Source organism: Sulfurimonas sp. RIFOXYD2_FULL_34_21 (genome assembly GCF_001830805.1).
In the GTDB taxonomy this organism is placed as follows: Bacteria; Campylobacterota; Campylobacteria; order Campylobacterales; family Sulfurimonadaceae; genus Sulfurimonas.
Genome location: NZ_MICH01000001.1, coordinates 70,135 through 78,780, shown reverse-complemented (window position 1 = coordinate 78,780; position 8,646 = coordinate 70,135). Strand labels below are relative to the sequence as shown.

Annotated in this window: 3 protein-coding genes, 1 pseudogene and 1 CRISPR repeat array; all 4 genes and pseudogenes read right to left on the bottom strand. The window is 32.3% G+C overall.

The window, feature by feature from the left end; all coding sequences use genetic code 11:
* Nucleotides 1-55: 55 nt before the first annotated feature.
* Nucleotides 56-4,403: a CRISPR direct-repeat array (repeat unit 30 nt; unit sequence GTTTCAATACATTACATGTATCGGTTCAAG).
* 24 nt (nt 4,404-4,427) lie between these two features.
* Nucleotides 4,428-4,472: pseudogene (locus A2530_RS11910) on the bottom strand (hypothetical protein); the annotation flags it as partial.
* A complete protein-coding gene (locus tag A2530_RS00410) occupies nt 4,469-5,281 on the bottom strand; it encodes a BRO family protein (RefSeq protein WP_294883864.1) in 813 nt (270 codons plus the stop codon). The gene A2530_RS00410 and the pseudogene A2530_RS11910, both read right to left, overlap by 4 nt.
* 9 nt (nt 5,282-5,290) lie before the next feature.
* Entirely contained in the window at nt 5,291-7,897 is a 2,607-nt protein-coding gene (cas3, locus tag A2530_RS00405; protein WP_294883863.1) for a CRISPR-associated helicase Cas3', read from the bottom strand.
* Nucleotides 7,885-8,640: a type I-B CRISPR-associated protein Cas5b gene (gene cas5b, locus A2530_RS00400; protein WP_294883861.1), complete on the bottom strand. Its 756-nt coding sequence runs from the start codon at nt 8,638-8,640 to the stop codon at nt 7,885-7,887. The genes cas3 and cas5b overlap by 13 nt, the downstream gene beginning before the upstream one ends.
* Nucleotides 8,641-8,646: the final 6 nt, after the last annotated feature.

Genomic DNA, 8,646 nt, shown 5'->3' with positions numbered 1-8,646 from the left:
TTACATGTATCGGTTCAAGGTTTCATAATGCTCCAGCATGTGGGTTGTCTAGGGTGTTTCAATACATTACATGTATCGGTTCAAGCGCAAAAACTCTTTTATGGGATAACAAATCAAACTAGTTTCAATACATTACATGTATCGGTTCAAGTACAGAACTTCCTCTAAAGATAAACCATCAAGATTGTTTCAATACATTACATGTATCGGTTCAAGGAGGTTTTACGCTCATATTAAAGAACAATAATTCTCGTTTCAATACATTACATGTATCGGTTCAAGAGTTTTAAGAGGAAATATCCAAGCCCCTTTCGGAATGTTGTTTCAATACATTACATGTATCGGTTCAAGAAATATGAAAAAAACAGCACTGATTTTTCTTTCATGTTTCAATACATTACATGTATCGGTTCAAGTATCGGAGAGTTTTCACAAAAGATAGGGGCGACCGTGTTTCAATACATTACATGTATCGGTTCAAGCGGTTCACATATAATGCATGGTGCATTAGTACCTTGTTTCAATACATTACATGTATCGGTTCAAGATGTTCTTTTGTATTCTTCTTTTGCTACTGCTATGTTTCAATACATTACATGTATCGGTTCAAGACAGGTAGAGCTAGAGGAAATTGGTACGCTTCTTTGTTTCAATACATTACATGTATCGGTTCAAGATATAGCGTCAAAGTTGTTGATGTTTCGGGAGGAGTGTTTCAATACATTACATGTATCGGTTCAAGGCATTTTTTGATTTTTCATAATCTTCAATGCTCATGTTTCAATACATTACATGTATCGGTTCAAGTGGGTGTCACATTAGCTACAAGCACAGACGATTTGAGTTTCAATACATTACATGTATCGGTTCAAGATGAAGATGATTTAGATTATGATAATCCTGAATCGTTTCAATACATTACATGTATCGGTTCAAGCATTTCCTGAGTCCACAAGAACAGCCGCTAACATTGTTTCAATACATTACATGTATCGGTTCAAGCAAGTTTTCTCATAGCTTGTGCAATCATCTGAGCTGTTTCAATACATTACATGTATCGGTTCAAGAACAACTTATGCAACAGGCGATTATGTAATAATACCGTTTCAATACATTACATGTATCGGTTCAAGACTAGATGAGTTCAATAAAACTTACGGAACTATCTTGTTTCAATACATTACATGTATCGGTTCAAGTTATCTTTGCGAGGCAAAACAGCAGGTAAAGATATTGTTTCAATACATTACATGTATCGGTTCAAGGCGACTGGGGATTTTACAATCATAGATGATTTAGCGTTTCAATACATTACATGTATCGGTTCAAGCTCTCTGAGAGGGTTTTTAAAGGAGATTGTTATAATGTTTCAATACATTACATGTATCGGTTCAAGAAGACCAGGCGCTTGAATAACAACCGTACCACCACCGTTTCAATACATTACATGTATCGGTTCAAGTTTTTGCCCAAATCTATAACATCTGCGCTCCGCTGTTTCAATACATTACATGTATCGGTTCAAGTTTATGACAACCGAGCAGATACAGAACGCAGGCTTGTTTCAATACATTACATGTATCGGTTCAAGACAGCTTCAGGGAATGCAATAGGCGAGGTTTATTGTTTCAATACATTACATGTATCGGTTCAAGAAAAATCTCACTAGGAACATCAGAGAGAATGGTTTGTTTCAATACATTACATGTATCGGTTCAAGTCAAATCATTTTGGTAAGGACATTCTATAATGTCGTTTCAATACATTACATGTATCGGTTCAAGCAGAGCTGATTTGTCGCTTAGAAATATCACTTCCGAGTTTCAATACATTACATGTATCGGTTCAAGATATAAAATTGCGGGTACTGCTTCTATGTTATGCTGTTTCAATACATTACATGTATCGGTTCAAGTAAAATATATAGCTATAAAATAGACCCATCAACACTGTTTCAATACATTACATGTATCGGTTCAAGTTATATTCATAGTGGCTAGATCAGTTCTTTCCAAGTTTCAATACATTACATGTATCGGTTCAAGTTTAGCTGCTTTATCTTCCATAGCTAGTTTCTTTGTTTCAATACATTACATGTATCGGTTCAAGGAGATAAGAATAATAAATCTCTCTCTTGAATTTCGTTTCAATACATTACATGTATCGGTTCAAGCAAGATTTTAACGTTAACATTAACCGTTCTGATAAGTTTCAATACATTACATGTATCGGTTCAAGACAGAATAAAAAAACGTTTTAAGCTTTCGTTACTCTGTTTCAATACATTACATGTATCGGTTCAAGTTTACGCAATGCAATTGATACATCACTATTGAACAGTTTCAATACATTACATGTATCGGTTCAAGTTTACTCTACCGCCCTTCTCTATTAAATCTTAAACTGTTTCAATACATTACATGTATCGGTTCAAGGCTGCACCTGTAGATAATCCTTGTTGTCCCGCTACCGTTTCAATACATTACATGTATCGGTTCAAGGGTATGAGGAAGATGGTATTAAGTACCCAATACTGTTTCAATACATTACATGTATCGGTTCAAGGTACCTGTTTTACTACCTCTAGGTGCTGATTGATGAGTTTCAATACATTACATGTATCGGTTCAAGTAGCAAGGACTGTTAATCATAATCTAGGGGTAGTGCCGTTTCAATACATTACATGTATCGGTTCAAGTTCGCTGATCGTAAGTCCGCTGACTCTAAGTTCGCGTTTCAATACATTACATGTATCGGTTCAAGCTCTTGTCTAGTAGTGTCATAATCATCTTCTAACTCTGTTTCAATACATTACATGTATCGGTTCAAGCTTGTTGTAGCTTGACACCAAGGATTGAATATCTTTGTTTCAATACATTACATGTATCGGTTCAAGCAATCTACGGCTTTATAAAACAGTTTATTGTTTGCCGTTTCAATACATTACATGTATCGGTTCAAGTCCGTCTAAAAGTGTGAACTCTTTGTCTGTCTTGCGTTTCAATACATTACATGTATCGGTTCAAGTCGTACTGAGGGTCACTCAGCTGTATCTGAACGCCGTTTCAATACATTACATGTATCGGTTCAAGTTGATAATATGTACTTTGAAGAAGTCCTCTTTTGGTTTCAATACATTACATGTATCGGTTCAAGTCAGCTTTTTTACCTGCTGAAAGTGCATCAAAGTCGTTTCAATACATTACATGTATCGGTTCAAGCTTCTAAAGACAAAGTATCAAAAGCTTTTTTTCTGTTTCAATACATTACATGTATCGGTTCAAGCATACTTCCTTTGCCTAAAGGCGTAAACATGTATCTGTTTCAATACATTACATGTATCGGTTCAAGGCTTATTTTTATAATTATTCCGTCAAACTTCTCTTGTTTCAATACATTACATGTATCGGTTCAAGTGGGCTAGACACATCAGAACTTGACGCAGCAAGCTTGTTTCAATACATTACATGTATCGGTTCAAGCCAAGCAAAATCCCAAAACTCATCATTTATCTCCGTTTCAATACATTACATGTATCGGTTCAAGTTATGAGTTTAAATCAAATAGGTCAAAATGGTGCAAAGTTTCAATACATTACATGTATCGGTTCAAGAAAAGTTGAATATCAAAATGACGGTATCATACCTCCGTTTCAATACATTACATGTATCGGTTCAAGATACCGTTATCGAAAAGATATTTTTCTAACTTTTTAGTTTCAATACATTACATGTATCGGTTCAAGAGTTCTTGCAGGACATAACTCAAAAAGATATACTTGCGTTTCAATACATTACATGTATCGGTTCAAGTCAATCTCTTTTTAAAACTAAATCACCATTTAGCAGTTTCAATACATTACATGTATCGGTTCAAGTAAATCAATTAGAAGGAGTTATGGATGAAATAGAGTTTCAATACATTACATGTATCGGTTCAAGTTATTGAGAAAAAAGATGCAGGAGATGTTATAACTCGTTTCAATACATTACATGTATCGGTTCAAGCCTGTGCAGATACGCTATCCGCTAAACAAGCCATGGTTTCAATACATTACATGTATCGGTTCAAGAAGTGGTTTTCTTTCTTATTATGAGAAAATTGATTCGTTTCAATACATTACATGTATCGGTTCAAGTCAACCTTTTAAACTACGAAAAAGAGTTATCTACAGGTTTCAATACATTACATGTATCGGTTCAAGCATAACCAAAAGCCTCAAAAACTTCCTGAAATTCTGAGTTTCAATACATTACATGTATCGGTTCAAGCTTCCATCCAAACACGGTGTGACCTGTTCTTATGTAGTTTCAATACATTACATGTATCGGTTCAAGTGGCGATTTGACAGAATATTTGTCCTTTCCTACACGGTTTCAATACATTACATGTATCGGTTCAAGGCGGTTTGCATGAAGCCAACATTGGGTTTTACAGTGAAAATAGTAGTTGATAAGTGTGCCTGTAATCATTTATCTTCCAATAAACCTTTGGCATTTTGCTTCGTTACCACTTTTTTACCCGTCTTTTTCTCAATCGCTTTTCTTGTATCTCCTGCAATCGTACCACCTTGCTTGGCAACTTTTTTGCTCTCTTGTAGTCCGCTTGGCTTTTTTTCTTTTGAGATTTCTGCCGTTGTCGCTTCTGCTAACATGTTGAGTACTAGTTCTAGGTTTGTCATATTGTCACGAAGATTCTCTTTTTTGAGATCTTTGAGTTTCTTGTACTCTTGAGTTGTATGACCACTCCATGCTTTTGAGATGATGTTGGTCAAAAGAGCAAACTCTTTGCCCTCTGCTACACCTCTAGCTTTCCACTCATCGGTAAGCTCTTTTCTCACTTCAATACTTTTAAGCCTTTGGTTAATCCATTTTTGAGAGTAACCTAAACTAAGATAATCCTGCATCGCTTGATCGATAGACTTTTCAGGGTCTTGCATCGATTCTATTCGCTCGTATCCAACTTTTGCAAGCCACTGCTTAAAAGGTTCTGCTTGCGGGGAAGGTACCGACTGAATCAAGCGTAAAAGTTGCTCAGTTGTCGCTACATCCGTAGCCCTCATTTTTCCGTCAGAGGCTTTCATTTTCAACTGTCCGATTTTTTCGGACAGTTCACTTCCCTCTTTTTTTAACTTAATTTTTAGATCACTCCAATATTTTCGAGGTCTATCACTATGCGTTAACACCTCAATCACATCTATAACACTAAAATACCAAAGCTCAGCCTCTTCATCCCAATGACTTCGTATTTTTTTTGACTCAAATAGTTGTATTTTTTGCATGGGGTTCCTTTATATAATCATTGATACAAAGTCGCCTTTTAAGACACTTGTATCCAAACCATCTTTATAACTGTATAGCTTTTTACCATCACATTCTGCATTCCATTCTTTAAGATATAAATAGCCATATTTTTTTTCGCCATATACTTCCAAATATTCAATACCGCTCTTTGGATAATCAGCTATTGAAAAAGTGTATTTTGATATTTTTGCACTAAGTTTTTTAATATCAATTTTTTTATCAATCAAATCTTTTTCTTGATTCGTAATAGCTTTTTGATAAGCATTCCAATAGAGTTTTGCCATTATATTATGAGGGACAAAAACGGAAACAGATTGCATGTTGATAAGCTTGATATAAGAGTCATTAAATCGTAAGTTTTGAATATGAGTTTTATATGTATTGAGATTTTCCATATAGGTTTTATAGTTATTCTCAATAATGACATCCAGAATCTGATCATAAAATTTATCAAAATCTTTGGTATTTAAGACATTTTGTTCTTTTCCATCTTCTTGATATTTTCCATCCATACCTTTTCGTTTATCTGTTTTATAAACAAATTTATCGTTACCTTTTCCAATGATAAACAAAAAGAGTTTATTGCCCTCTTTTGAACTGTTTCTGTTGATTCTTCCTGCTAGTTGCTCATCACTATCGACAAGAGACTTTTCTTTAAACCCTATGTCCATATCTATATCAACACCTGCTTCAACTACTTGTGTGGTTACAAGTAAAATATTTTTATCGTGAACATTTTTGATAAAATCAATTATCTCTCTTCTTCTAGATTCTAATATAGTACCACTTAGTATAAAAATCTCGTCAAAAATTTCATTAACTTTTTTGGCATATTTATAAAACTCATCTGCCCCTTTTTTTGTGATAAATTCTATGATTGTTTTTACTTTTTTTGATTTGGTAGTCTCCAATTTTTGATACATAATACTTTCATCTTCTAATCTTTGATAAATTTCTTCAGGTTTATTTAAATTTATTACATCTGTATTTATTGTTACTCTATCTGCAAAATTCTGATTTTGGAAATAGTCTTGCTTATTGGATACTAAAAAAGAAAATTGACTATCTATAATTTTGTCAATTTTGGGCAAAGTAGCACTCATGACGATAAATTTAATATTAAAGTTTTTAGCATACATATCGAGTAAACAAACAATTCGTGACCAAAAATCTGGGCTATAGGTTTGAATTTCATCAATGATGACAATTGAATTTGCTAACCTATGGAAGATATAATTATCATCTTTACTAATGCCCGTCAATATATCAAAAAACTTGACATGACTTAAAAGTGTTATAGGATAGTTCATAAATTGATTGTCTAAAAAGTTTGTTTTTTCATCGCCATAAATTCCATCTTTTTCACTCTCTATTTTTTGATTATATTTTGCTTTTGAGTGAAGTTGTACTATTTGAGTATTATTAAGCTCTAGCGTTTTTTTGATAGCCGTGTAAGTTTGAGTAAGAAGTGTTGTAAATGGAAAAACATAAAACACTTTATTGATTGAAGTATCATTTTTTAGTATCTCAACTACACTCATGAGTGATAAATTTGTTTTTCCTGCACCCGTTGGAGCTTCTATATAAAAAAGATTTTGTGATTTGTTTTTTTTAAGTTCATTTTGTAAATTTGTTCTAACTTCTATAAAAAGTTTATTTCGCAGATGATTTAAATTGTCATTTGATTTTTCTTGTAATTCAGTGGAATTTTTAAAATCTTGATTTGATTTATTTTTCAATGATTGATTAAATGTTATTTGTTTTTTATTTTTATCAAATTTATCAGTATAAAATTCTTTGTAGATTTTATCTACAAAAGTTTTATTAACAAGTCCAAAATCACTATATTTTAGTTCTTTACTATTTCCATAATTCATAAATTGAGCGGTTGCATAGTAATCTGATATTATTAAGAGTGAAAAAAGGGACTTAGACAAAAGAAATAAGGTTTCGCAATTTTTTTCTACAGCATCAAAAAAAGAAACAAAACCTCTATTATCAGTTTGAATGATTTTTGTATGTTCTGTTGTAATGTTAAATTTATCTAAAAAAGTTGCGAATTCTTGTTCGATATTTAAATCTTCATATTGATAAATTACTCCATGATGTTTTGAGATTAAAAATCCAAAAATATAAATAATAGCTTCCAGAATTTCTTCATCATCATGTAAATTCTTATAATAAAGTTCATCCAAAGAGTGATTAATAAATAAATATGCTCCAAGAGGCGAATGATGACTATCTGAAATCATAGATTTTTCATCTATATCATTTAACATTTTATCTTTTTGAAAATTTGGGTTCATTTTACCCATATCGTGCCAGTAAACAGCTTTTGCAAAAAAATATTTTACAAAAGTTATAAACTCTTCTTTTGCTTCTATCTCTTCAAATAAATTAGCACTTTTTTCAAAAAGAGAGTTTAAATGCTGTTCCAAACCATTTTGCTCTATCAGTTTCAAAAAGTAGTCATACACTAAATCTATATGTTCTTTTAGCGATTCTTTGTTTTGTTTATCCTTCGATAGGTGTGCTTTGTATTTTTCGTCAATATCTAGTTTAATCTTTAAATTATTAAATTTTAAAAGAGACATATCACGCCTTTATCAGATTCAATAAGCTCTCCTATATGCTGAATTGACTTAAAACTATAAGTTGATTTGAATAGAGCATTTGTATATAAAAAATCTTGATATTTGTATTGTCTAGGATTATCACTCCAATCAATAGGCAATCTTTCAAAAAGATAAAAATAGTTTGTTGTTCGCTCTTTATGTCCACTATTTTTAAGCACAAAGTTTTCATCTTTCGGGATAATTGTCAATACATGAAATTGCTCTTTTTGTTCAACTTTTTCAAATATTGTATGCTCGTGAAAATCATCCCACCATAAAGAGAACTCATTTTTCCCCATGTAGGGAAGAAACTCCGCTTTTTGATTTTTTAATCTATCAATTAATTCAGTATGTTCTGCATTTGTTTCATCAAGCTCTATGTAAATATCATACGCAGGATTTACAAGAGTTTGTTCTGTAATATTTTTTGTTTCACCGTTGCAAGTGTTGTTAAATAAGATAAATTCTTTTTTGAAAATACCTCCATTTTTATCACTGGGAGCAATCGCTACTCTTATATCTTTAAGCTTCTCGTAAAATTCTGGCATTTTAGTTTTATCTTTATTTTGTGCATAACCCCAATACCCCATAATTGCACCCAACATACCTAAAATATATGTTTTTGGAATGATATTATAAGTGATAAAAATCTTATCGTTAATATCAGGTTTTTTAAACATTCCAAAATCAGCTTTGATGGTAAAACTAATCAGTTTTTTCATATCAAA

What these genes read in the sequence shown, in the direction of transcription:
- cas3 (WP_294883863.1), bottom strand. Translation starts at nt 7,897, where the DNA reads ATGTCTCTTTTAAAATTTAATAATTTAAAGATTAAACTAGATATTGAC.
- A2530_RS00410 (WP_294883864.1), bottom strand. Translation starts at nt 5,281, where the DNA reads ATGCAAAAAATACAACTATTTGAGTCAAAAAAAATACGAAGTCATTGG.
- cas5b (WP_294883861.1), bottom strand. Translation starts at nt 8,640, where the DNA reads ATGAAAAAACTGATTAGTTTTACCATCAAAGCTGATTTTGGAATGTTT.